We start from the raw sequence: 21,540 nt of genomic DNA on the forward strand, positions 1-21,540 counted from the left end.
GCGGCCTGCGGGCCGTCCCGATGGTCGATCGGGTCCTGCTGACTACGCTTGCTTCCGTCCTTGCTGTCAGGAGGAAGTCCATGTTGTTCGATCGCCCCCGCGTCGTGGCCAGCACCGTGCTGGCCTGCACCGTCGGCCTGCCACTGCAGGTGGTGGCCGAGACCTCGCCGCCCCGTGTCGAGGTCACCGGATCGTCGATCCGGCGTGCCGCCGGTGCGGGCCCCTTGCCGGTCGAGATCCTCGGCCGTGCGGCGATCGAGCGCAGCGGCGTGACGACGCTGGCCGAGCTGGTGCGTCTGATGCCGGCACTCGACGTCCTCGACCACGGCGAGACCAGTGCAGCCTCGCCGACGGGCTCGGGCACCGCCACCGTGCAGATGCGCGGCCTGGGCGAGCGCAACGTGCTGGTGCTGCTCAATGGCCGTCGCTTGCCGATCAACGCCTTGACCGACGGCAGCGGCGCCGGTGCGGCCGTCGACATCAACCTGATCCCGCTCGGTGCGGTCGAACGCATCGAGCTGCTCAAGGACGGCGGCTCGGCGATCTACGGCGCCGATGCGGTGGCCGGCGTGATGAACATCGTCACGCGGCGGGATGTCACCGGGCTGGCGCTGCGTGCGGGTCTGGGCGGCACGACGCACGGTGACGCGCACGAGCGCACCGCGGGCCTGAGTGCCGGCTTCACCGGTCCCGGAGGGCAGGGCCTGGCGGGCGCCCATCTGCTGGCCACGCTGGAGCTGTTCGAACGGGATCCGCTGCCGCGTGCCCGGCGCGAGATCAGCCGCTCGTCGGACTGGCGCGGGCGTTATGACGGTGGCGTCGACGGGCGCAGCCTGTACGCGCCTGCCGGCAACATCCTGGATGCCGATGCGGTGGAGGTCATCGGCACGCGGGCGCCGTGTGCGCCGGCGGACCGGGATGGGGCCGGCTGCCGGTTCGACGTCAACCGCACGGTCCTGGCGGCGATCAACGGGGCCCGGCGCCATGGCGGCCTGCTGATCGGCAGCCTGCCGCTGGCGCCGGACCTGCATCTGCAGGCCGAATGGCTGCATGCCGGTGCCCGCGACCAGCTGCTGACCCAGCCGGCGCCCGATGCGGTCGAGATCGATGGCGCGGTGACGCTGGTGCGGCCGCTGCAGGCGGGGCCGCGCACGACCGAGCGCCGCGCCACGCTCTCGCGCTGGGTCACGGCGCTGGACGGGCGCAGTGGCGATCTCGACTGGAATCTGGCCTTCGGGCAGGGTGACTCACGGGTGCTCAACCGTGACCGCAACTACCTCGATGCACGGCAGGTCGCCGAGGCGATCGCCGATGCCAGCTTCGACCCGACCTCGAGCACGAATCCGGCATCCGTGATGGACCGGCTGCAGGTCCGCCCGCTGCGGCACGGCCGGTCGACGCTGCGCTTCGCCCAGGCCCGGTTCGGTGGGCCGTCCGTGCGTCTGCCTGGAGGTGCCGCGGCCTTTGCCGTCGGCCTGTCCTGGCAGCAGGAGCAGTTGCGCGACACGCCCGATCCCCTGGCGCAGCAGGGCCTGGTCTTCGGTGACATCCAGCAGGCCCCGGTGCAGGCGGGCCGGCGCTCGCGGGCCTGGTTCGGTGAGCTGTCGCTGCCCCTGTCGCGCACGCTGGAGCTGCAGCTGGCGCTGCGGCATGACCGGCATGATCAGGTGCAGGGTTGGGTCGAGGGGGGCCGGGCGCGCAGCGCCGACGCCCGTCGCGGCAGCCGCAAGGTCGCCGGCCGCTGGCAGCCGCGCGCCGATCTCGCGCTGAGGGCGTCGTGGGCCCAGAGCTTTCTGGCGCCGACACTCAAACAGTTGTTCGGCGCCACCGAGGAGGGCATGGAGTCGACCGACGACACCGCCCTGCTGTGCCCGGCCTTCGGCGTGCCCGACGCTGCATGCAGCGGCTTTCCCTATCGCACCGTGGCGGGTGCCCAGCCGGGTCTGCGGCCGGAGATCGGTCACACGGTGAACCTGGGCCTGGTGGCGGATCCGTCGCCGGGCTGGTCGGTCGGCATCGACCTCTGGCGCATCCGCAAGCGTGACGAGGTCGAGGCGCCCGATGTCGCCACGGCGGTGCGTGAAGGGGCCTACGCCTTGCACAACCACGAGTGGACCGTCTACACCCACCTGCGCAACCTGGCCCGCCGGGAGTCGATCGGCAGTGACGTCGACCTGCGCTGGCGGCTCGATCGCACGCCGCTGGGCCGTCTGGTCATCGGCGACACGCTGACCTGGTATCACGCGCTGCGGCGCCAGGACACGGCCGGTGCGCCGGTCCAGGAGCAGGTCGGCACCTTCCTGCGCCCACGTTGGCGCAACATCTGGAGCGTCACGGCCGAGCAGGCGGGCTGGAGTGGCGGTCTGGCCCTGCGCAGCACCGGCCCGATGCGCGACACCGATCAGCCCGTCGGCACTGCCGCCCATGCCGCCGCACGCACGATCGCCTCGCACCACGAGATCGACCTGACGTGCCAGTGGCGTGCCGGTGCGCGCTGGCGCATCGACGCCGCGGTCAAGAATCTGTTCGACCGGGCGCCGCCCTACGCACAGATGGCCACCAGCAACCAGTACGGCGGTCTGGGCTTCCCCTATCTCCACAGCCCGCGCGGGCGCTTCGTCCAGCTCGTCGCCCGCCAGGAGCACTGAGGGCCGGTCCACGGTCCGCCGTCCGTGATGCCCATGAAAAAGGCCACCCGCAGGTGGCCTTCGATCGGGCAAGTGACCCGGGGGCAGCCCCGGGCGACCGGCAGGCTCAGCCCTGCAGCGCGGCCCGTGCGCGGCTGGTGATCTCGTCGACGCTGCCGATGCCCTCGATGCGGGCATAACGCGGCGCCTGCGCATCACCGGTGGCCGCCCACGACGCGTAGTAGTCGACCAGCGGCCGCGTCTGTGCGTGGTAGACCTCCAGGCGCTTGCGCACGGTGGCTTCCTTGTCGTCGTCGCGCTGGATCAGGTCCTCGCCGGTCACGTCGTCCTTGCCGGCGACCTGGGGCGGGTTGAACTTGACGTGATAGCTGCGGCCCGAGGCGATGTGGAACAGGCGGCCGCTCATGCGCTCGATGATGGCCGCATCCGGCACATCGATCTCCAGCACCACGTCGAGCTTGACGCCGGCGGCCTTCATCGCGTCGGCCTGCGGGATCGTGCGCGGGAAGCCGTCGAACAGGAAGCCCTTGGCGCAGTCCGGCTGCGCGATGCGCTCCTGGACCAGGCCGATGATGATCTCGTCGCTGACCAGCTGGCCGGCGTCCATCACCGCCTTGGCCGCCAGGCCCAGCGGCGTGCCGGCCTTGACCGCCGCGCGCAGCATGTCGCCGGTGGAGATCTGGGGGATGCCGAACTGCTTGCAGATGAAGGCAGCCTGGGTGCCCTTGCCGGCGCCCGGTGCGCCCAGAAGAATGAGTCTCATCCGTCGTTCCTCGGTCTCTGTGGATTCATGGGGCCGACGGAGGTCGCCTCGCCGCGGACGGCGCAGCACCGTGCCGGCACTGAAGTGGAAGATTCAAGTCTCTTTCGAGAATAGCATGGGCCCCTGGCACCGAACTGACGTGCCACCGCCCGGTGGCATGCTCGTCTTTCCGGGCTTGCGGCAGGGCCCTGGTGCAGGCCGCAACAGCCGGCGGGGGGACTGTCCCGGGCTGTGTCGTCCTGGGGCGGTCTCAGGGGCGGGCGGCGCGCAGCAGGGCCCGGACACGGTCCAGGTCGTCGGAGGTGTCCACGCCCGGGCCCGGCCGCTCGGCACTGACGTGCACGGCGATGCGTTCGCCGTGCCACAGCACGCGCAGCTGTTCCAGCGATTCGAGCCGCTCCAGCGGCGCCGGTGGCAGCAGCGGAAAGCGCCGCAGGAAGCCGGCACGGTAGCCGTAGAGACCGACGTGGCGCAGCGCGGGCGGATGCTCGGGCAGGCCGTCGATGCCGGCGGACCAGCCGTCACGCCACCAGGCGATCGGCGCCCGCGAGAAGTACAGCGCACGGCTGGCGGCGTCGAGGACGACCTTGACCACGTTCGGGTTGCGCAGCTCGGCCACGTCGTCGATCGGATGGGCGACGGTGCTCATCACGCAGTCGGGGCGCTGACGCAGCAGTGCCGCGCAGGCGTCGATCATGGTGGCCAGGATGAGGGGCTCGTCGCCTTGCACGTTGACCACCACGTCGTCGCCGTCCAGCCCCAGCAGCGTGCAGGCCTCGGCCAGACGGTCGCTGCCGCTCGGATGGTCGGCGCGGGTGAGCACCGCACGGACACCGTGGGCCTCGCAGGCGCTGACGATGTCGGCATGGTCGGTGGCCACCACCACCGCGTCGACCTGTGCCTGTGCCGCGGCGCGCGCCACGCGCACCACCATCGGCAGGCCGTCGAGGTCGGCCAGCGGCTTGTCCGGCAGGCGGGTGCTCGCCATGCGGGCGGGGATCAGGACGGTGGTGCGGGGGCTGGAGGACATCGGTCGGTGGGTCGGCGGCGGGCGGCGGCGCGATCCGGTGAAGGCGAAGACGGTCGGGATGAGGGGCTGGACGGCCGGGGCGGCGGCCGTGCCCGGCGGTCCGGGGGATCCGTGGGGTGGGGCGCGGCGTGTCCGTCCGGGCGTCAGCCGGCCTGCTCGGTCGGCTGAGCGGTCGGCTGGGTGGCCGGGGCCGGTTCATCGAGCAGGCGGGCCTCGCCTTCGAGCATCACCGGAATGCCGTCGCGGATCGGGAAGCCCAGGCGATCGGCTGGACATTGCAGCTCGACGGCGAGCTGCTGCTCGTCGCGCTGCAGCTGCAGCGGGCCCTTGCAGACGGGGCAGACGAGCAGCTCGATCAGGCGGTGGTCCAGGCTCATGGCGGATGGGGGAGGGCGCGTGGGGAAAGGGTACGGGACGTTCAGGGCGTCGTCGCGGCGGCGGCCCGCGCGGCCTGGGCCTGCTGCAGGGCCTGTGCCAGGGCGGGGCCGAAGGCCGGACCGGGGTCGAAGTCTAGCCTGACCACCTCCAGGCGCGTGCCGCCGGTCTGCGCGGACGGCAGCTTGACCGCGTCCTTCTCGGTGACCAGCACGCACAGCTCGGCGTCCTCGGGCCACGGTGCGGTCTGCAGGCGGGCATGGTCGGGCAGTGCCAGCGTGCGCTCCAGCGCCAGGCCGGCGTCGCGCAGCATCTCGAAGAAGCGATCGGGCCGAGCCAGACCCGCAGCCGCCCAGAGACGGTTCGGCGTGGACCTTGCGCCCTCCGGCGCGGCCGTCGGCATCAGCCGGCGCAGCGGCCGCGCGGGCAGGCCGCGGCGCCAGTCCGCCAAGGGCAGGCTGCCGGCCAGCGTGCGCTGGCCGAGATGGCCGGGCCAGGCCGTGCTGGCCACGCCCGCGCTGTAGAGCACCAGCGTGCGGGGCGGCAGACGGCTCGGCAGGGGCTCGCGCAGCGGGCCCATCGGCAGGCACCAGCCATTGCCGCAGCCGCGGTCGTCGAACACCAGCACCGAGACGTCCGGCCGCAGGCGCAGGTGCTGCAGTCCGTCGTCGGCCACCAGCACGGTGAGCTCCGGATGGGCCTCGCACAGCGCGTGCGCGGCCCGCAACCGGTCGCGGCCGACGGCCACGGGGACCTGTCCGCGCAGATGGATCAGCAGGGGTTCGTCGCCGACGTCCTCGGCACGGTCGTCGGCCTGCAGCAGACGCACCGGCTGCGCAGGATCCTCGCGCCGGCCATGCCCGCGGCTGATGACACCCGGCCGGTGGCCGAGTGCGCGCAACAGCGGCAGCAAGGCCAGCACGGTCGGGGTCTTGCCGGCGCCACCGGCCACCAGGTTGCCGACGACGATCAGCGGGCGCGGTGCCGGGTGGCGTCGCACCAGACCGTGGTCGTAGAGCGCGCGCCGCAGGCGCAGCACGGCCACGTGCAGGGCCTGCAACGGCAGCAGCGGCCACAGCGCGGGCCCCGGCCGTGGCCGCTGCCATTGCCTGAGCAGGGCCTGTTCGAGCCGTGCGCGCCAGGAGCGTCCGGCCGCGGCAGGCATCACCGGAGCGGCCTCACGGTGCGCTGCCGTCGTTGCTCTGGGTGGCGAAGCTCAGCTGCGGCAGGCCGGCGCGGCGTGCGGCGTCCATCACGTTGACCACCGACTGGTGGGTGGCCATCGCGTCGGCCGAGACGATCAGCGCCACGTCCTCGGCACGGGCGCCGCCGGCGGCCTCGCGCAGTGCCGCGGCCAGCACCACCACGCTCTGGCCGGCCACCGGCTGCTGATTGACGCTGTAGCGGCCGTCGGCGGCGACGCTGACCTGCACCTCGCGTGGCGTCTGCGCACTGGCCTGGGCCCGCGCGCTCGGCAAGGTGATCTGCAGCTCGGAGTAGCGGCTGTAGGTGGTCGACAGCATCAGGAAGATCAGCACGACCAGCAGCACGTCGATGAACGGGATCAGGTTGATCTCCGGATCCTCGGGGCGGCGACGCTTGAAGTTCATGGCCGGGGTTCAGCGCGGGGTCGATCCGGCGCCACCGCCAGCGAAGGTGCCCGCCGCGCCCGACCGCACGGCGAAGCGCATCAGGTGCGGCAGCATGCGTTCGGCCGCCTGTTCCAGGCCGATGACCAGCTCGTCGACCACGCCGCGGAAGTAGCGGTAGAACATCAGCGCGGGAATCGCGATCACCAGACCGAAGGCGGTGTTGTAGAGCGCCACGGAGATGCCGTGGGCCAGTTGCGTCGGGTTGCTGCCACCGCCCGGCGCCTGTGCGCCGAAGATCTCGATCATGCCCACCACGGTGCCGAACAGGCCCATCAGCGGCGCGGCCGCGGCGATGGTGCCCAGGGCGTTCAGATAGCGTTCCAGATGATGGGCCGCGGCACGGCCAGCGGACTCGAAGGCCTGGCGCAGGCCCTCCTCGGTGATGCGGGGCTCGTGGATGACGGCCGCCAGGCCGGCGGCCAGCACCTTGCCCAGCACCGAGTTCTCGGCCAGCTTGCCGACCACGTCCATCGCCGGCAGGCTGTTGCGGCTGATGCCGATGACCTCGTCGAGCAGCGTGGGCGGCAGGATGCGGCGCGCGCGCAGCGCGACCAGGCGCTCGATGATCAGCGCCAGACCGACGATGGAACAGGCGATCAGCGGCCAGATCGGCCAGCCCGCGGCTTGTATGATCGACAGCAAGAAGTCCTCGCAGCGGTGGAATGTCAGGGCATCGCGCCCGGCGTCGCACGGCGTGGGTGGGCCGACCCGCCACCGCTCGCGCGGTCTGCGCGGCCAGCGTGCCGGGGCCGTTGTCACGGTCCGGCATCGCTGCCCTGGGTCGGTCTCGTCGGCGTGCTGCGCCGTTCGCGTCAGCCTGCGATTATGGCCGCGCCCTGCAGCCTCCATCGGCGCCACCGGGCGCTGTGCGCTTCGGGGTTGACCGCCAGCCCTGTCGGTGGATGTCCGCCCGTGACGGGGCGGTCCGCTGCGGGTCGGCCTGTGGACAACTGTGTGGGCAATCCGGCCCGGGGTCCGTCGCGGAGGCGCCCGCCGCGGGTCGATGCGCCGGAGGCGGGGCCGGCCTGCCGGGAAAAAACGTTCAAGGACAAGGATTTGATGTCGGTCATCTGCATGGCACGGTACAGCGGTCATGGCACGTTCATGGTGCGGCAAGCTGTGGATTACCCGGCTTGTGCGACACCGCGCGGGCCTCTGTCCCGGTCGGCCGACACTGCCCTGGCCATCGCGGCCCGGAGATCGCGATGACCGTCCGTGTGACAGGCGATGGTCCGACGGTGTCCGCGGCGCCGGCGGCGCGGGCCTGGGGTGTTGGCGCGCTGATGCTGGCGGTCGGGGATGCCCTGGGCGCGCGCTTCGGGGTGGTCTCGGTGCGCGGTGAGCTCTCGGGCTTCACCCGGGCGGCCAGCGGCCACTGCTACTTCACCCTGAAGGATGCGGACGGTCAGTCGGCGACCTTGCGCTGTGCGATGTTCCGCCGGGCGGCCGGGATGCTGGCGTTCCGGCCCGCCGATGGCCAGCAGGTCGAACTGCGCGGGCGCCTGGCGGTCTACGAGGCCCGGGGTGAGCTGCAGTGCATCGTCGAGCACCTGCAGCCGCTGGGCGCCGGCTCGCTGTACGAGATGTTCCTGCGCCTGCGGGCCAAGCTGGAAGCGGCGGGCCTCTTCGATGCCGGGCGCAAGCGGCCGTTGCCGGTCTGGCCGCGCACGCTGGGGATCGTCACCTCACTCGGCGCGGCAGCCCTGCACGATGTGCTGACGGCGATCCGGCGCCGCGCGCCGCATGTCCGGGTGGTGGTCTATCCGAGCGTGGTGCAGGGCGCCGATGCGCCGGCGCAGCTGGTGCGGGCGATCGTCGCGGCGGTCGATCACGGGGTGGCCGATGCCCTGATCGTCTGCCGCGGTGGGGGCTCGCTGGAGGACCTCTGGGCCTTCAACGACGAACTGCTGGTGCGCACCATCGCCGCCTGCCCGCTGCCGGTGGTCTGTGGCGTCGGCCACGAGACCGACGTGACCTTGGCCGAGCTGGCCGCCGATGTGCGGGCGCCCACCCCCACGGCCGCCGCCGAGCTGGCGACGCCTCGGCGAGACGAGGCCCTGCTGCGCCTGTCCCAGCTCGCCGGACGCCTGCAGCGTGCGCTCCATCACCGGCTGGACGGCCAGGCCCAGCGGCTGGACCGGCTGGCGCTGCAGATCGGTCGTCCGACCCGGCTGCTGCGTCAGCAGCAGGCCCGGCTGCAGGCCCTGCAGTTGCGTCTGCCGCAGGCCGCGCGCGCCGTGTCGCAGACGCAGCAGTCGCGGCTGGAGGCCGTCGCCCGGCGTGGCCAGGCATCCTGGCAGCGCCAGTGGCCGGCGCGCGGGCAGGCCCTGGCGCAGCTGCAACTGCGGCTGCAGGCGCTGGACCCGCAGCGCGTGCTGGCGCGGGGTTATGCCTGGCTGGCCGACGGGCAGGGGCGTCCGGTGACCTCGGCACGCGGCCTGGAGATCGGCCAGACCTTGCAGGCCCGATGGCATGACGGTCAGGCCGAGGTGCAGGTGCGCCGGCTGCCGGCCGCGACGCCGACATCGACATCGACATCGACACCGCTCCGGCCAGAGGGCGACGCCGACGATTGACCCCCGGTGCTGCCGGGGCAGGGGGCCTGCCTACAATGGCCGCGCACCCTCAACCCGGACGTGGCCGTGCGGCCCGTCCTCGCAGCAAGGAACCACCGATGAGCTACACCCTGCCGGCCCTGCCGTACGCCACCGATGCCCTGGCCCCGCACATGTCGGCCGAGACCTTCGAGTACCACTACGGCAAGCACCACCAGGCCTACGTCACCAACCTGAACAACCTGGTCGAGGGCACGGAGCTGGCCGGTCTGCCGCTGGAAGACGTGGTGAAGAAGGCCAGCGGCCCGATCTACAACAACGCCGCCCAGGTCTGGAACCACACCTTCTTCTGGAACTGCATGAAGCCGGCCGGCGGTGGCGAGCCCACCGGCGCCCTGGCTGCGGCCATCGCCGCCAAGTGGGGCAGCTACGCCGCCTTCAAGGAGGCCTTCACCAAGTCGGCCGTCGGCAACTTCGGTTCGGGCTGGACCTGGCTGGTCAAGAAGGCCGACGGTTCGCTGGACATCGTCAACACCGGCGCCGCCGGCACCCCGCTGACGACCGCCGACAAGGCGCTGCTGACGATCGACGTCTGGGAACACGCCTACTACGTCGACTACCGCAACGCGCGTCCGAAGTTCGTCGAGACCTTCCTGAACAGCCTGGTCAACTGGGACTTCGTGGCGGCCAACTTCGCCTGAGTCCGCGCCGGCAGGTGCCATCCCCGGGGGGCCACGGGCCCGGCCGCGGGGGACACCTGAAGGCGGGCATGCCGTGGACTGACGCTGCGCAGTCCGCCGCCGCCCTGACGGCCGGATCCGGTGACGGGTCCGGCCGTTGTCGTTTGCGGGTGGCGGTCCTCAGCGTGCGCCGCTGAAGGGCGCGCCGCCCAGCTTGAAGCCGCCCTGGATGCCGCGCTTGGCGAACCAGCCGCGGTTCATCTCCAGCACGAAGCGCACCGGCTTCTTCGAGCAGTGCGAGTCATCGCTCAGCGGCGCCATCTGGTCGAGGTTGACGATGCGGCCGTCGTCCTCGACGAAGGCGATGTCCAGCGGTGTGGGCGTGTTGCGCATCCAGAAGCACTGCACGGCCGGCTCCTCGAAGACGAAGAGCATGCCGTCGTTCGGCCCCAGGTCGCGGCGGAACATCAGGCCGGTCTGGCGCTCGGCCGGGGTGCGGGCCAGCTCGGCCCGGATCAGGTGCATGCCGGCCTGCAGCGTGATCGCCGGCAGGTGCTGGGCCTCGGTCTGCGCCTGCGCTTCGGACGCGCCGGCCAGCAGGCCGGCCGCGGACACGACCAGGGCCACGGCCGCCGCGAGCGCGCGCCGGTGGCGTCCGCGGGCCGCGGGGCTCACCGCCGACGGATCAAGCCGGGTCGGCGGTGTCTTGACATAGATCATTTCGATTCCTGGGGCTAACTCTAGGATCCGGTCTGCCCGATGTCGACCGGCCGTCCGCCGGGCGGCCACCATCGCGGGCGCTCTGGAGCGATTTCAACATGTCCACCTTGTCCAGCACGACGTCCGGCGCCGTGCCGCCGGATCTCGCGGTGCTGGATGACCCGGTCGAGCTGCGCCGCTACACGCGCTTCGACACCGGGGCCGGTGGCCAGACGCTGGCGGATTCGTCGCTGCGCATCACGGGCATGCACTGTGCGGCCTGTGCCGGCCTGGTCGAGGACGCGCTGCGCCGGGTGCCCGGTGTGATCGAGGCCACCGTCAGTGCGGCGGGCGAGCGCGCGCGCGTGCGCTGGCAGCCCGCGCGCACCCGTGCCTCCGCGCTGGTGCAGGCGGTGCGCGCGGCCGGCTACGGCGCGCTGCCCGATGCCGCGGCCGACGCGCGCGAGGCGCGCCGCATCGAGCAGCGCCGGGCGCTGTGGCAGCTCTTCGTCGCCGCCTTCTGCGCGATGCAGGTGATGATGATGGCCACGCCCAGCTACGTCGCCCACGGCAACGAGCTCGAACCGGACCTGCGCCAGCTGCTGAACTGGGGCAGCTGGCTGATGAGCCTGCCGGTTCTGGTCTTCTCCTGTGGTCCGTTCTTCCAGGGGGCGTGGCGCAGCCTGCGGGCACGGCGCATCGGCATGGATGTGCCGGTGGCCCTCGGCATCGCCGTCACCTTCGTCGCCAGCAGCGGCGCCACCTTCGATCCGCAGGGCCTGTTCGGCCACGAGGTCTATTTCGACTCGATGACGATGTTCGTCAGCTTCCTGCTCGGTGGCCGGTTGCTGGAGACGCGGGCCCGCCACCGCGTCGCCCAGACGCTGGAGGCCGCGCTCGAAGGCATGCCGCAGACCGCCTGGCGTGTGGCCGAGGACGGGACGGTCGAATCCGTCAGCGTCCAGCGCCTGCTGCCGGGTGACCGCGTGCGCGTGCCGGCGGGCCAGGCCTTCGCCGCCGACGGGGTGTTGATCGAGGGGCGGACCACGGCGGACGAGTCGCTGCTCAGCGGCGAGTCGCTGCCGGTGGCCAAGGAGCCGGGCTCGACGGTGGTCGCCGGCAGCCTGAACCTGGGTGATCCGGTGCTGATGCGTGTCGAGCGCGTGGGCGATGACACGCGCCTGGAGGCCATCGTCGCGCTGATGCGCGACGCGCTGACCCAGCGTCCGGCGCTGGCCCGGCTGGCCGACCGCTGGGCCGGCCCCTTCCTCTGGGCGGTGCTGGTGCTGGCCGCGGGCTCGGCGGCGGTCTGGAGCGTGATCGACCCGTCGCGTGCGGTGTGGGTCGCGGTCTCGGTGCTGATCGTCACCTGCCCGTGCGCGCTGTCGCTGGCCGTGCCGTCCGCGCTGTTGTCGGCCGCCCGCGCGCTGGCCCGCCACGGCGTGCTGCTGCAGCGGCTCGATGCGCTGGAGACGCTCACCCGCATCGACCGCCTGTATCTGGACAAGACCGGCACCGTGACCGAGGACCGCCTCAGCCTGGGCGAGGTCCGGCTGCTGCCCGATGTCGGCGAGGGGCCGGCGGGCGATGCGTCGGCGCAGCGCCAGGCGGCGCTGCTGGCGCAGGCCGCGGCGCTGGCGGGCTGGTCCGGTCATCCGCTGTCGCGCGCGCTGGCGGCGGCGGCCGAGCCGTCGGGCACCGTCTGGTCCGATCTGCGCGAGGTCGCGGGCGGCGGGCTGTGCGCCCGTGACGCCGAGGGCCGCGAATGGCGCCTGGGCTCGCTGGCCCATGTGCGGCCGGCCGCTGACGGCACGTCGCCGGCGTGGGCCGAGGACGATGCCCTGCAGGACGGTCCTGCGGTCTGGCTGGGCCGGGAAGGTCGTCCGCTGCTGCACGTGCGCTTCGACGAGGTGCTGCGCGACGGCGCGGCACAGACCGTGGCCGCGCTGCAGGCCGAAGGGCTGACGCTGTGCCTGCTGTCCGGCGACCGCGCGGCGCGCGCTCGGGCCATGGCGCAGCGCCTGGGACTGCGCCAGGCGATCGGCGACGCGACACCGGAATCCAAGCTGGCCGAGGTGCAGGCCGCGCAGGCGGCCGGTCATGTGGTGGCCATGGTCGGCGACGGCATCAACGATGCGCCGGTGCTGGCGCAGGCCGACATTTCCCTGGCGATGGGGCAGGGCGCACTGGTCGCCCGCGCCCATGCCGATGCGGTGCTGGTGCGTGGCCGGCTCGACGATCTGTTGCGCGCCCGGGCGTTGGCCCGGCGCACCTTGCGCGTGGTGCGGCAGAACCTGGGCTGGGCCGCCGCCTACAACGCCGTGTGCATTCCGCTGGCGATGGCCGGTTGGCTGCCGCCCTGGGCCGCCGGCCTGGGCATGGCCAGCAGTTCGCTGTTCGTGATCGGCAATTCGCTGCGGCTGGCCCGCTGAGACGACGGAGCACCGATGGACATCCTGTGGTTGCTGATTCCGCTGTCGGCCGTGCTGGTGCTCGGGATCATCGGCGTCTTCGGCTGGGCCCTGAACCGCGGCCAGTTCGATGACCTCGAGCGAGAGGGCACACGCATTCTGGCGACCGATCCCGAGCCCGTTGATGGCGATCAATCCCCGGCGGGGTCGTCGGCCGAACAATACCCAGGTCCAGGGTCGGGGCATTCGCGCGTCTGAAAACCGCGACCCGTCGAGATTTTTTCCTAGGAGGAGTCCATGGCTTCCAATGCCACCAGCGCTTCACCGGTCTACAGCGATACCGTGGTGCGTGCATTCGCCCTCGTCGCTGTGCTGTGGGGCATCGTGGGCATGCTGGTCGGCGTCATCGTCGCCGCGCAGCTTGCCTTTCCCGACCTGACGGCGGGCATCCCGTGGCTGAGCTACGGACGACTGCGGCCGCTGCACACCAACGCGGTGATCTTCGCCTTCGGCGGCTCGGTGCTGTTCGCCACCAGCTACCACGTCGTGCAGCGCACCTGTCAGACGCGCCTGTTCATGCCGCGCCTGGCCATGTTCACCTTCGTCGGCTGGCAGGTCGTGATCCTGCTGGCGGCCATCACGCTGCCGCTGGGCATGACCACGGGCAAGGAATACGCCGAGCTCGAATGGCCGATCGACATCCTGATCGCCATCGTGTGGGTGGCCTACGCCGTGGTCTTCTTCGGCACGGTGGGCACCCGCAAGGTCCGCCACATCTACGTCGCCAACTGGTTCTTCGGCGCCTTCATCCTGGCGGTGGCGCTGCTGCACATCGTCAACTCGGCCGAGATTCCGGTCAGCCTGACGAAGTCGTACTCGGCCTATGCCGGCGTGCAGGACGCGATGGTGCAGTGGTGGTACGGCCACAACGCCGTGGGCTTCTTCCTGACCGCGGGCTTCCTGGGGATGATGTATTACTACATCCCCAAGCAGGCCGGCCGTCCGGTCTACAGCTACCGCCTGTCGATCGTCCACTTCTGGGCGCTGATCTTCACCTACATGTGGGCGGGCCCCCACCACCTGCACTACACGGCGCTGCCGGACTGGGCGCAGTCGGTCGGCATGATCTTCTCGCTGGTGCTGCTGGCACCGAGCTGGGGCGGCATGATCAACGGCATCATGACCCTGTCGGGTGCCTGGCACAAACTGCGTGACGACCCGATCCTGAAGTTCCTGATCGTCTCGCTGTCGTTCTACGGCATGTCGACCTTCGAGGGTCCGATGATGTCGATCAAGACCGTCAACGCGCTGTCGCACTACACGGACTGGACCGTCGGCCACGTGCACTCGGGTGCCCTGGGCTGGGTGGGCCTGATCTCGATGGGCTCGCTGTACCACCTGATCCCGCGCATGTTCGGCCGCGAGAAGATGTACTCGACCCGTGCGGTGGAGCTGCACTTCTGGGTCGCCACCATCGGCATCGTGCTCTACATCGCCGCGATGTGGATCGCCGGCGTGATGCAGGGCCTGATGTGGCGCGCGGTCAACCCGGACGGCACGCTGGTCTACACCTTCGTCGAGAGCGTCAAGGCCACCTTCCCGTTCTACGTGATCCGTCTCGGCGGGGGTGCGCTGTACCTCACCGGCATGCTGATCATGGCCTGGAACACGATCAAGACCGTGCAGGTCGGCAAGGTGACGACGGCCCGCATCCCGCTGGTCGCCGCCCACGCCTGACCGCTGAATCGAGGAGCACATCGATGGCATCCCATGCCCCTGTCGGTCACGAGAAGATCGAGACCAGCAACACCCTGATGATCGTGCTGATCCTGCTGGCCATCGCCTTCGGTGGTCTGGTGGAGATCGTGCCGCTGTTCTTCCAGCGGTCGACGACCCAGCCGGTCGAGGGCGTCAAGCCCTACACCGCGCTGCAGCTGGCCGGCCGTGACGTCTACATCCGCGAGGGCTGCTACAACTGCCACTCGCAGATGATCCGTCCGTTCCGCGCCGAGGTGCTGCGCTACGGTCCGATCTCGCTGGCCGGCGAGTTCGTCTACGACCACCCCTTCCAGTGGGGCAGCAAGCGCACCGGTCCCGACCTGCACCGCGTCGGCGGCAAGTACAGCGACGAATGGCATCGCATCCACCTGAACAACCCGCGGGATCTGGTGCCTGAATCGAACATGCCGGCCTATCCCTGGCTGCTGGAAGCCACCATCGATCCCGCCAGCATGGCGCCGCGCATGAAGGCGCTGCGCACCGTGGGCGTGCCCTACGCGGACGACGAGATCGCCAAGGCGGCCGAAGACGTCAAGGGCAAGACCGAGATGGACGCCGTCATCGCCTATCTGCAGGTGATGGGCACGGCCCGCAAGTGACCGGAGGGCCTGACATGGATCTGAACCTGTTGCGCAGCATCGCCACGCTGCTGATGTTCGTGCTGTTCGTCGGCATCTGCGTCTGGGCCTGGAGCCGCCGCCAGCAGGCGGGCTTCGCCGATGCCGAGCGTCTGCCGCTCGTCGACGACGATCAGGTCTCCCGTTAGGCCTTCACTCACCCCTCACGGAGAGTTTTCTATGAGTGATTTCATCAACGCCGGCTGGGCCCTGTGGGTCGCCGGCATCACGGTCGGCGGGCTGATCTTCTGCGTGTTCGTGCTGGCCGTGGCCAGCAAGCGCAAGGTGATGGCCAACGACAACACCACCGGCCACACCTGGGACGAGGACCTGCGCGAGCTGAACAACCCGCTGCCGCGCTGGTGGATGGGCCTGTTCATCCTGACCATCGTCTTCGCCGCCGCCTACCTGACGTTCTACCCTGGCCTGGGCACCCATGCCGGCACGTTCAAGTGGTCGAGCGTGGGCCAGCTCGAGTCCGAGCAGGCCAAGGCCAACGAGGCGATGGCCCCGGTCTACGCCAAGTTCACCGCCATGAAGGCCGAGGATCTGGCCAAGGACGGCCAGGCCATGGGCATCGGCGAGCGGCTGTTCGCCAACAACTGCGCGCAGTGCCATGGCTCGGACGCCCGCGGCTCCAAGGGCTTTCCCAACCTGACCGACGCCGACTGGCTGGGCGGCACCGGTGCCGACTACATCAAGAAGACCGTCACCGAAGGGCGTCAAGGCATGATGCCGCCGATGGCTGCGGCCGTCGGCAGTGGCGATGACGTCAAGAACGTCGCCAACTACGTGCTGAGCCTGTCGGGCAGTGCGCACAGCAGCGTCGCGGCGCAGCTGGGTCAGGGCAAGTTCGCCGCCTGTGCGGCCTGCCATGGTCCGGATGGCAAGGGCAACCCGGTGCTGGGTGCGCCCAACCTGACCGACAAGGTCTGGCTGCATGGCTGGGGCGAGGGCCAGATCGTGTCGATCATCAACCAGGGCAAGACCAACGTCATGCCCGCCTTCGGCAAGCGCCTGACCCCGGAGCAGATCCACGTGCTGTCGGCCTACGTCTGGAGCCTGTCGCAGAAGACGACCGTCGCCGCCGCGCCGTGAGCGTGACGCGCCGACGCCCGTTCCTCTCCTGATCGCCGGGCAGCAGAGCAGCCCGGCCCGACCCGCGAGCCCTTCCATGTCCGATTCGATCCGCGCCGCCGCCTCCTCCGTCCGTTCCGCGGCCCCGGGCCCCGACCACGAGGAGGCCGGGCGTCCCTGGTGGCGTTACGGCATCGTCTGGCTGGTCGTCGGTGGCCCGCTGGCCGTCGTCGTCGCCGGACTGACGACCGCCGTCATCGCCTACCGCCATGCCGACGAGGTACTGGTCGACCGCGCCACCGTGCAGTCGGCCGTGCGGCCGTCGGGCGAGACGCCGGCGATGATGGCGCGCAACCATGCGGCGACGGCGGCGGCCGCCGATGCCGTCGGCCGCGGGCGCTGAAGCGGGGGCGCGGCCCGTCCGCGACACATGAGAAAAAGCCCGCATGGCCACCAGGCCGTGCGGGCTTCGTCGTTTCCGGCGAGGCGCTGCGGGCGGCCGTGCGCCCTTCGCCCCGCGGACTCAGCAGTTCGCGCCGTTGACCAGGCTCTGCAGCTTGCTCTGGTCGATGATGCGGATCTGGCGCTGCTTGACCTCCAGGATGCCGTCGTCCTGGAACTTGCTGAAGGTGCGGCTGACCGTCTCCAGCTTCAGGCCGAGGTAGCTGCCGATCTCCTCGCGCGTCATGCGCAGGATCAGCGCCGAGCCGGAGAAGCCGCGCGCCTGCAGGCGCTGCGTGAGGTTCAGCAGGAAGGCGGCCAGGCGTTCCTCGGCCCGCATCGAGCCCAGCAGCAGCATCACGCCATGGTCGCGCACGATCTCGCGGCTCATGATCTTGTGGAACTGGTGCTGCAGCTCGGTGAAGTCGCGGGCGACGTCCTCGAGCGTGTTGTAGGGGATCACGCAGACCTGCGAGTCCTCCAGCGCGACGGCGTCGCAGGTGTGCAGGTCGGTGCTGATGCCGTCCAGGCCCAGCAGTTCGCCGGCCATCTGGAAGCCGGTGACCTGGTCGCGGCCGTCCTCGGACGAGACGCAGGTCTTGAAGAAGCCGGTGCGCACCGCGTACAGCGACTGGAAGGCGTCGCCGGCGCGGAACAGCGATTCGCCGCGGCCGACCGTGCGGCGGGTGGCCACCAGCGTGTCCAGTCGGTCGAGGTTGTCGCGCGACAGACCCACGGGCAGGCACAGCTCGCGCAGGTTGCAGCTGGAGCAGGCGACCTTGAAGGGCTCGAGCCGCAGCTTCGGGACGTCAGGTGTCGTGGTCATGCACGGATTATCTGGGGTGAGTGGCGGCTGCGGTAGATCAAACGTGCCGTCCACGCGGGTGTTCGATGCTTGACCGACGGGATGGCGGGCCGTGCCGGGAAGGCCTCTGCGCGTCGGTCTGCGGGATTGTTCGGTGTGTCCGCTCGGCCGCGCTTGAGGCAGGTCAAGTCCGGGCGCGCGGGCTTTGGCACAGTCCGCTCCCATGTCCACCGCCCAAGCCGACGAGGTCCCTGTCCTCACCGAGGCGATGCTGCGCCGGCTCGACCGGCCCGGCCCGCGCTACACCTCCTACCCCACCGCCGACCGGTTCGTCGAGGCCTTCGGTGCCGCCGAATACCGCCAGGCGCTGGAACAGCGGGCCACCGGCGCCACCGTCGGTGGCAAGCCGCCGCTGTCGCTGTACCTGCACATTCCGTTCTGCGAATCGGTCTGCTACTACTGCGCCTGCAACAAGGTCATCACCAAGCACCATGAGCGGGCGGCGGAGTATCTCGACCTGCTGGCGCGCGAGATCGCCTTGCATGTCGAGGTGCTCGGTCGGGGGCAGGCGGTCAGCCAGCTGCATTTCGGCGGCGGCAGCCCGACCTTTCTCAGTGACGAGGAACTGACGCGGCTGATGGACCTGCTGCGCGAGAACTTCCGTCTCGCGCCGAATGCCGAGATCTCGATCGAGGTCGATCCACGCACGGCCACGCCGCAGCGGCTGGCGCATTTCCGCACGCTGGGCTTCAATCGCCTGAGCTTCGGCGTGCAGGACTTCGATGTCGAGGTGCAGAAAGCCGTGCACCGCGTCCAGCCCTGGGAGCTGGTGCGTGATCTGGTGCTGGCCGCCCGCGAGTTGCGTTATGACTCGATCAACGCCGACCTGATCTACGGCCTGCCGCGCCAGACCCCGGCCAGCTTCACGCAGACCATCGAGCGCATCGGCGAACTGCGGCCGGACCGCATCGCGCTGTATGCCTATGCCCATCTGCCGCAGCGCTTCAAGCCGCAACGCCGCATCGATCCGCTGCAACTGCCGGGGCCCGAGGCCCGGGTGCAGATGCTGGGCAGCGCGATCAGCGGCTTCAACGCGCTGGGCTATGCCTACATCGGCATGGACCATTTCGCGCTGCCGGGCGATGCGCTGGCCCAGGCCAAGCGGCAGGGCCGTCTGCACCGCAATTTCCAGGGCTACAGCACCCAGCCCGATTGCGACCTGATCGCGCTCGGCGTGTCGGCCATCGGCCGCATGGGCGCGACCTACAGCCAGAATGCCAAGACGATCGAGGAGTATGCGGACGCCCTGCGGCAGGGCCTGCTGCCGGTCGTGCGCGGCCTGGCCCTCACCCGTGACGATCTGCTGCGCCGCGCGGTGGTGATGGCGCTGATGTGCCAGGGGCGGCTGGAGTTCGAATCGATCGAGCTGTCCCATCTGGTGCGGGTGCGCGACTACTTCCGCCCGGAACTCGATGAACTGGCCGAGTTGCAGAACCTCGGTCTGGTCGAGGTCGAGCCCGCGGCCATCCAGGTCACGGCCCTGGGCTGGTATTTCGTGCGGGCGGTGGCGGCGGTGTTCGACCGTCATCTGCGCGCCGACCAGGCCCGCGAGCGTTTCTCGCGCATCATCTGAGCTGATCCCGGGCGTTGGCCGGGCCCTGGAGCGGGTCCGCGGCCCGGTCATCGGATCGGTGTGACGCGCAGGGCATGCGCGAGAGGATGGGACCGAGATGTGGCAGAGCCTGCTGAGCAGCGCCGTGCTGATGGGCCTGGCGGGCAGCGCACATTGCCTGGCCATGTGCGGGGCCGCCTGCACGGCCCTGGCCGGGCCGCCGCGCGATGGGGGCGAGGGCGGGGGCTGTGCCCCGTCAAGGTCCGTCGCCGACCTGCTGCCGCTGCTGGCCTTCCATCTGGGCCGGGCGTCGTCCTATGCGGCAGCCGGTGCCGTCGTGGCGGCTGGCGTCGGCGCGCTGTCGGCCCTGGGGCAGGCGGTGGCCGTGCTGCGTCCGTTGTGGACGCTGTTGCACGTCGCGGCGCTGGTGCTCGGCGTCTGGCTGCTGTGGCAGGGGCGTCAGCCTGGCTGGATGGAGCGGTCGGGCGCGGTGCGGCCGCCACAAGGCCAGCACGCCGTCGTCGCGCTGCCCGGCGAGCGCCCCGGCGTGGCCCGCGTCGATGCACGACGCTGGCTGCGCGCGGGCGGCGCGGGTCTGCTGTGGGCCGCCTGGCCTTGCGGGCTGTTGCAGTCGGCGCTGCTGGTCGCCGCCCTGGCTTCGCGGCCCTGGCAGGGCGCACTGGTCATGACCGGCTTTGCCGCCGGATCGGCCGCCGGCCTGTTGTTCGGCCCGTGGTTGTGGTGGCGCCTGGCCGGGCATCGGATCGATCCACGCCGGGCGCAGCGCTGGTCCGTGATGTCGATCCGGCTCGCCGGGCTGGCATTGGCCTCGGCCTCGGCCTGGGCGCTGGGCCATGGGCTGTGGCTGCGGGTGGCGGCCTGGTGCGGCTTCTGAGGGCCTTTGCGCCGGGCCTTGCCCGGCCTGTCCCCGGCGGGGGCAGGGCAACCGTGGGCAGGCCGCTGTGTCCTTGAGAGAGCCCGTCGGCTGGCAGTGCCAGCCTGCGACGACATAATCCCGCGCAACCGTCCAACCACAGCCTGCCGAGAGGCACGAAAGTCCCCTGCTCATGTACCAGCACATCCAGGTGCCCGAGGGTGGCCAGAAGATCACCGCCCGTGCGGACCACGCGCTGATCGTCCCGCCGAATCCCATCATCCCGTTCATCGAGGGCGACGGGGTCGGCCGCGATGTCACCCCGGTGATGCGGCGGGTCGTGGATGCGGCCGTCGAGCGGGTCTACGGTGCGGAGCGCCGTATCCACTGGATGGAGGTCTATGCCGGCGAGAAGGCCACGCGGCTGTACGGGCCCGATGTCTGGCTGCCGGAGGAGACCGTCGAGGCGCTGAAGTCCTCGCTGGTGTCGATCAAGGGCCCGCTGACGACGCCGGTCGGCGGCGGCATCCGCTCGCTGAACGTCACGCTGCGCCAGGAGCTCGACCTCTACGTCTGCCTGCGTCCGGTGCGCTACTACAAGGGCGTGCCCTCGCCGCTGAAGGAGCCCGAGAAGACCGACATGGTGGTCTTCCGCGAGAACTCCGAGGACATCTACGCGGGCATCGAGTACCCGGCGCGCAGCGAGCAGGCCGAGCGCCTGATCCGCTTCCTGCGCGAGGAGATGGGCGTGCACAAGATCCGCTTCCCGGAAACCTCGGCCATCGGCGTCAAGCCGGTGTCGATCGAGGGCACGGAGCGTCTGGTGCGCAAGGCCATCCAGTACGCGATCGACCACGACAAGCCCAACGTCACCCTGGTGCACAAGGGCAACATCATGAAGTTCACCGAAGGGGGCTTCCGCGACTGGGGCTACGCGCTGGCCCAGCGCGAGTTCGGTGCCGAGCCGATCGACGGCGGTCCCTGGTGCCGCCTGCGCCATCCGCGCAGCGGCCGCGAGATCATCATCAAGGACGTCATCACCGACGCCTTCCTTCAGCAGGTGCTGACGCGGCCGGCCGAGTACTCGGTCATCGCCACGCTGAACCTCAACGGCGACTACATCTCGGACGCGGTGGCGGCCCAGGTCGGCGGCATCGGCATCGCCCCGGGCGCCAATCTGTCGGACACCATCGCCTGCTTCGAGGCCACGCACGGCACGGCGCCGCGCTATGCCGGCAAGGACTACGTGAACCCGGGCTCGATGATCCTGTCGGCGGAGATGATGCTGCGCCACATCGGCTGGACCGAGGCCGCGGACCTGATCATCGCGGCGATGGAGCGGGCGGTGCAGACCAAGCGCGTGACCTACGACTTCGCCCGTCTGATGGCCGGTGCGACCCAGGTCTCGTGCTCGGGATTCGGCCAGGTGCTGATCGACCAGATGACGCCGGCCGAGTGATGGCGGTGGCGGTGACCGCTCGGCCGGTCACCGCAGGAGCGGCGCGCGGATGTCGATCCGCCC

At 70.8% G+C, this 21,540-nt stretch carries 21 protein-coding genes; 13 read left to right on the forward strand and 8 right to left on the reverse strand.

The features are described from left to right. Nucleotides 1-80: 80 nt before the first annotated feature. On the forward strand, nt 81-2,648 hold the full coding sequence (locus AACH11_RS18275) for a TonB-dependent receptor plug domain-containing protein (protein ID WP_341375691.1): 2,568 nt from the start codon (nt 81-83) through the stop codon (nt 2,646-2,648). Nucleotides 2,649-2,754: 106 nt separating this feature from the next. On the opposite strand, the gene adk is transcribed toward AACH11_RS18275, so the two are convergent. The 6 genes from adk to AACH11_RS18305 form a co-directional block, all read right to left on the reverse strand. Next, a complete protein-coding gene (adk, locus tag AACH11_RS18280) occupies nt 2,755-3,411 on the reverse strand; it encodes an adenylate kinase (RefSeq protein ID WP_341375692.1) in 657 nt (218 codons plus the stop codon). Nucleotides 3,412-3,661: 250 nt separating this feature from the next. Further along, nucleotides 3,662-4,441, reverse strand: a complete 780-nt coding sequence (kdsB, locus tag AACH11_RS18285; RefSeq protein WP_341375693.1) for a 3-deoxy-manno-octulosonate cytidylyltransferase — start codon at nt 4,439-4,441, stop codon at nt 3,662-3,664. Nucleotides 4,442-4,584: 143 nt separating this feature from the next. Then, nucleotides 4,585-4,812: a Trm112 family protein gene (locus AACH11_RS18290; RefSeq protein WP_341375721.1), complete on the reverse strand. Its 228-nt coding sequence runs from the start codon at nt 4,810-4,812 to the stop codon at nt 4,585-4,587. 47 nt (nt 4,813-4,859) lie between these two features. Next, nucleotides 4,860-5,981: a tetraacyldisaccharide 4'-kinase gene (lpxK, locus tag AACH11_RS18295; RefSeq protein WP_341375722.1), complete on the reverse strand. Its 1,122-nt coding sequence runs from the start codon at nt 5,979-5,981 to the stop codon at nt 4,860-4,862. A 13-nt stretch (nt 5,982-5,994) separates the two neighbouring features. After that, nucleotides 5,995-6,426, reverse strand: a complete 432-nt coding sequence (locus AACH11_RS18300) for an ExbD/TolR family protein (RefSeq protein ID WP_341375694.1) — start codon at nt 6,424-6,426, stop codon at nt 5,995-5,997. Nucleotides 6,427-6,435: 9 nt separating this feature from the next. After that, entirely contained in the window at nt 6,436-7,110 is a 675-nt protein-coding gene (locus AACH11_RS18305) for a MotA/TolQ/ExbB proton channel family protein (RefSeq protein ID WP_341375695.1), read from the reverse strand. A 563-nt stretch (nt 7,111-7,673) separates the two neighbouring features. Between AACH11_RS18305 and xseA the strand changes: the two genes are divergently transcribed. Together xseA and AACH11_RS18315 are read left to right on the forward strand one after the other, a co-directional pair. Next, nucleotides 7,674-9,044 (forward strand): exodeoxyribonuclease VII large subunit, encoded by a 1,371-nt coding sequence (xseA, locus tag AACH11_RS18310; protein WP_341375696.1) that lies wholly within the window; start codon nt 7,674-7,676, stop codon nt 9,042-9,044. A 98-nt stretch (nt 9,045-9,142) separates the two neighbouring features. Beyond that, nucleotides 9,143-9,724: a superoxide dismutase gene (locus tag AACH11_RS18315; RefSeq protein WP_341375697.1), complete on the forward strand. Its 582-nt coding sequence runs from the start codon at nt 9,143-9,145 to the stop codon at nt 9,722-9,724. A gap of 159 nt (nt 9,725-9,883) precedes the next feature. On the opposite strand, the gene AACH11_RS18320 is transcribed toward AACH11_RS18315, so the two are convergent. Beyond that, entirely contained in the window at nt 9,884-10,423 is a 540-nt protein-coding gene (locus tag AACH11_RS18320) for a DUF192 domain-containing protein (RefSeq protein WP_341375698.1), read from the reverse strand. A gap of 98 nt (nt 10,424-10,521) precedes the next feature. Between AACH11_RS18320 and AACH11_RS18325 the strand changes: the two genes are divergently transcribed. From AACH11_RS18325 to AACH11_RS18355, 7 genes are all read left to right on the forward strand, one after another. Then, a complete protein-coding gene (locus tag AACH11_RS18325; RefSeq protein ID WP_341375699.1) occupies nt 10,522-12,834 on the forward strand; it encodes a heavy metal translocating P-type ATPase in 2,313 nt (770 codons plus the stop codon). A gap of 15 nt (nt 12,835-12,849) precedes the next feature. Further along, nucleotides 12,850-13,071, forward strand: a complete 222-nt coding sequence (ccoS, locus tag AACH11_RS18330) for a cbb3-type cytochrome oxidase assembly protein CcoS (protein ID WP_341375700.1) — start codon at nt 12,850-12,852, stop codon at nt 13,069-13,071. Nucleotides 13,072-13,110: 39 nt separating this feature from the next. Continuing rightward, complete coding sequence (gene ccoN / locus AACH11_RS18335) at nt 13,111-14,550, forward strand: cytochrome-c oxidase, cbb3-type subunit I (RefSeq protein ID WP_341375701.1); 1,440 nt, start codon at nt 13,111-13,113, stop codon at nt 14,548-14,550. A gap of 23 nt (nt 14,551-14,573) precedes the next feature. Next, on the forward strand, nt 14,574-15,191 hold the full coding sequence (gene ccoO, locus AACH11_RS18340) for a cytochrome-c oxidase, cbb3-type subunit II (RefSeq protein WP_341375702.1): 618 nt from the start codon (nt 14,574-14,576) through the stop codon (nt 15,189-15,191). A 14-nt stretch (nt 15,192-15,205) separates the two neighbouring features. Beyond that, complete coding sequence (locus tag AACH11_RS18345; protein ID WP_341375703.1) at nt 15,206-15,358, forward strand: cbb3-type cytochrome oxidase subunit 3; 153 nt, start codon at nt 15,206-15,208, stop codon at nt 15,356-15,358. A gap of 31 nt (nt 15,359-15,389) precedes the next feature. Beyond that, nucleotides 15,390-16,307: a cytochrome-c oxidase, cbb3-type subunit III gene (ccoP, locus tag AACH11_RS18350; protein WP_341375704.1), complete on the forward strand. Its 918-nt coding sequence runs from the start codon at nt 15,390-15,392 to the stop codon at nt 16,305-16,307. A 76-nt stretch (nt 16,308-16,383) separates the two neighbouring features. Further along, nucleotides 16,384-16,689, forward strand: a complete 306-nt coding sequence (locus tag AACH11_RS18355) for a nitrogen fixation protein FixH (protein WP_341375705.1) — start codon at nt 16,384-16,386, stop codon at nt 16,687-16,689. A gap of 120 nt (nt 16,690-16,809) precedes the next feature. On the opposite strand, the gene fnr is transcribed toward AACH11_RS18355, so the two are convergent. After that, nucleotides 16,810-17,553 (reverse strand): fumarate/nitrate reduction transcriptional regulator Fnr, encoded by a 744-nt coding sequence (gene fnr, locus AACH11_RS18360; RefSeq protein ID WP_341375706.1) that lies wholly within the window; start codon nt 17,551-17,553, stop codon nt 16,810-16,812. 202 nt (nt 17,554-17,755) lie between these two features. Here fnr and hemN point away from each other — a divergent pair, with 202 nt between their 5' ends. From hemN to icd, 3 genes are all read left to right on the forward strand, one after another. Continuing rightward, a complete protein-coding gene (gene hemN / locus AACH11_RS18365) occupies nt 17,756-19,165 on the forward strand; it encodes an oxygen-independent coproporphyrinogen III oxidase (RefSeq protein WP_341375707.1) in 1,410 nt (469 codons plus the stop codon). A 97-nt stretch (nt 19,166-19,262) separates the two neighbouring features. After that, the gene (locus AACH11_RS18370) at nt 19,263-20,039 is read left to right on the forward strand and encodes a sulfite exporter TauE/SafE family protein (protein ID WP_341375708.1); all 777 of its coding nucleotides are present in this window, start codon (nt 19,263-19,265) and stop codon (nt 20,037-20,039) included. A 172-nt stretch (nt 20,040-20,211) separates the two neighbouring features. After that, nucleotides 20,212-21,477, forward strand: coding sequence for an NADP-dependent isocitrate dehydrogenase (gene icd / locus AACH11_RS18375; protein ID WP_341375709.1), 1,266 nt, complete (start codon nt 20,212-20,214; stop codon nt 21,475-21,477). Nucleotides 21,478-21,540 lie beyond the last annotated feature (63 nt).

It is taken from the genome of Pseudaquabacterium rugosum, assembly GCF_038066575.1.
In the GTDB taxonomy this organism is placed as follows: Bacteria; Pseudomonadota; Gammaproteobacteria; order Burkholderiales; family Burkholderiaceae_C; genus Pseudaquabacterium; species Pseudaquabacterium rugosum.

Bases quoted from the DNA above. Each gene is read 5' to 3' on its own strand.
- icd (WP_341375709.1), top strand. From the start codon at position 20,212: ATGTACCAGCACATCCAGGTGCCCGAGGGTGGCCAGAAGATCACCGCC.
- xseA (WP_341375696.1), top strand. From the start codon at position 7,674: ATGACCGTCCGTGTGACAGGCGATGGTCCGACGGTGTCCGCGGCGCCG.
- AACH11_RS18275 (WP_341375691.1), top strand. From the start codon at position 81: ATGTTGTTCGATCGCCCCCGCGTCGTGGCCAGCACCGTGCTGGCCTGC.
- fnr (WP_341375706.1), bottom strand. From the start codon at position 17,553: ATGACCACGACACCTGACGTCCCGAAGCTGCGGCTCGAGCCCTTCAAG.
- AACH11_RS18300 (WP_341375694.1), bottom strand. From the start codon at position 6,426: ATGAACTTCAAGCGTCGCCGCCCCGAGGATCCGGAGATCAACCTGATC.
- AACH11_RS18345 (WP_341375703.1), top strand. From the start codon at position 15,206: ATGGATCTGAACCTGTTGCGCAGCATCGCCACGCTGCTGATGTTCGTG.
- lpxK (WP_341375722.1), bottom strand. From the start codon at position 5,981: ATGCCTGCCGCGGCCGGACGCTCCTGGCGCGCACGGCTCGAACAGGCC.
- hemN (WP_341375707.1), top strand. From the start codon at position 17,756: ATGTCCACCGCCCAAGCCGACGAGGTCCCTGTCCTCACCGAGGCGATG.
- AACH11_RS18320 (WP_341375698.1), bottom strand. From the start codon at position 10,423: ATGATCTATGTCAAGACACCGCCGACCCGGCTTGATCCGTCGGCGGTG.
- adk (WP_341375692.1), bottom strand. From the start codon at position 3,411: ATGAGACTCATTCTTCTGGGCGCACCGGGCGCCGGCAAGGGCACCCAG.
- ccoS (WP_341375700.1), top strand. From the start codon at position 12,850: ATGGACATCCTGTGGTTGCTGATTCCGCTGTCGGCCGTGCTGGTGCTC.
- ccoO (WP_341375702.1), top strand. From the start codon at position 14,574: ATGGCATCCCATGCCCCTGTCGGTCACGAGAAGATCGAGACCAGCAAC.
- ccoP (WP_341375704.1), top strand. From the start codon at position 15,390: ATGAGTGATTTCATCAACGCCGGCTGGGCCCTGTGGGTCGCCGGCATC.
- AACH11_RS18355 (WP_341375705.1), top strand. From the start codon at position 16,384: ATGTCCGATTCGATCCGCGCCGCCGCCTCCTCCGTCCGTTCCGCGGCC.
- ccoN (WP_341375701.1), top strand. From the start codon at position 13,111: ATGGCTTCCAATGCCACCAGCGCTTCACCGGTCTACAGCGATACCGTG.
- AACH11_RS18325 (WP_341375699.1), top strand. From the start codon at position 10,522: ATGTCCACCTTGTCCAGCACGACGTCCGGCGCCGTGCCGCCGGATCTC.
- kdsB (WP_341375693.1), bottom strand. From the start codon at position 4,441: ATGTCCTCCAGCCCCCGCACCACCGTCCTGATCCCCGCCCGCATGGCG.
- AACH11_RS18315 (WP_341375697.1), top strand. From the start codon at position 9,143: ATGAGCTACACCCTGCCGGCCCTGCCGTACGCCACCGATGCCCTGGCC.
- AACH11_RS18370 (WP_341375708.1), top strand. From the start codon at position 19,263: ATGTGGCAGAGCCTGCTGAGCAGCGCCGTGCTGATGGGCCTGGCGGGC.